Annotated in this window: 1 protein-coding gene; it reads right to left on the bottom strand. The window is 62.8% G+C overall.

Going from position 1 to position 1,050, the window contains the following annotated elements; genetic code table 11:
• A partial coding sequence (gene tssI, locus AAC155_RS24225) for a type VI secretion system tip protein TssI/VgrG (protein WP_146748162.1) occupies positions 1-991 on the bottom strand: 991 nt, incomplete at its 3' end.
• Positions 992-1,050 lie beyond the last annotated feature (59 nt).

Below are 1,050 nucleotides of genomic sequence, written 5' to 3' on the forward strand. Positions count from 1 at the left end.
GGGGATGGCCGGTCAGGGTGAACAGCACGCCGGGCTGCATCGTCGCGGCATTACTTTCACCGTCACCGGTCAGGGCATTGTTGCGCAGCGCTTCCAGCCGGTAGCGGGTGAAGTCGGCGCCGTGCTGCGTATCTTTAAAGCGGCCGGGAAAATCGAAGTGTTCATAGCCGGTATGCTGGAGGTTCTGCTCCCGCATCTGATGACGGAACTCCGCCGCCCAGGCCGGGTTTTTGAAGGTGTAATCTTTGAGCTCGACCACCGCCGGCCGCACCTGCGCCTGACGGGTCAGCCGGGTGACGCACAACTGCTGGGCCTGTTCAGCGTCGTCGGGGTGATAGGGCAGCACCGGGCCGTTGCCCACGGCACCCGCGTCGTCGGCAAACACCAGGGTGTTTTTATGGCCGGTGAATTCAAAGAAGTAAAAAATCCCCTCTTCGGCGGTCAGTCGTTGCAGAAAGTCAAAATCGGTTTCGCGGTACTGGACGCAGAACTCCCGTTCCGGGTGGGGGTTGCGCAGGCTGAACGCCACATCCCGCACGCCGTTCTCTTTGAGCAGGGTGGTGAGGATGGTTTTGATGTCCTGCTGCTGAAAAATCCGGGCATTCTGGCGCAGGGTGGCGCGCCACATATCGGGCCGGATGGTCATGTCATAGCGGGTCTGATGTTTGCCGGTATTGCCCTGGACAAAACTGGCGACCATGCCGGTGACGGCGCGCTCGACGTGGCCGGCGCGCAGGATGGTGAGGGTGGCGGGCTGGTCGAGGACGGCGGCGAAATCAATCGCCGGGTCGGCACTGGCTAAACTGACGGTCAGCGTGAACGGGGTGGAGAGGGCCTCGTGCAGGGTAAAGCCGGCCACCACGAAGGTGTGCGGCGGCAGTCCGCCGGCGGTGAGGGTAAACTGTAACCCGCCGGCGCTTTGGGGACTCAGCCGGTCAGCGATTTGCTGAGCGAGGCTGGCGGCGCCGGCGGTTTTTTTCTGGAATGACATATAAGGGTTCCTTCTCTGAATTTACGGGCGGAGCGGCTCGGGGAGCGCGGTCAGCCCGG

This window comes from Photorhabdus sp. HUG-39 (genome assembly GCF_963878365.1).
Taxonomy (GTDB): Bacteria; Pseudomonadota; Gammaproteobacteria; order Enterobacterales; family Enterobacteriaceae; genus Photorhabdus; species Photorhabdus kayaii.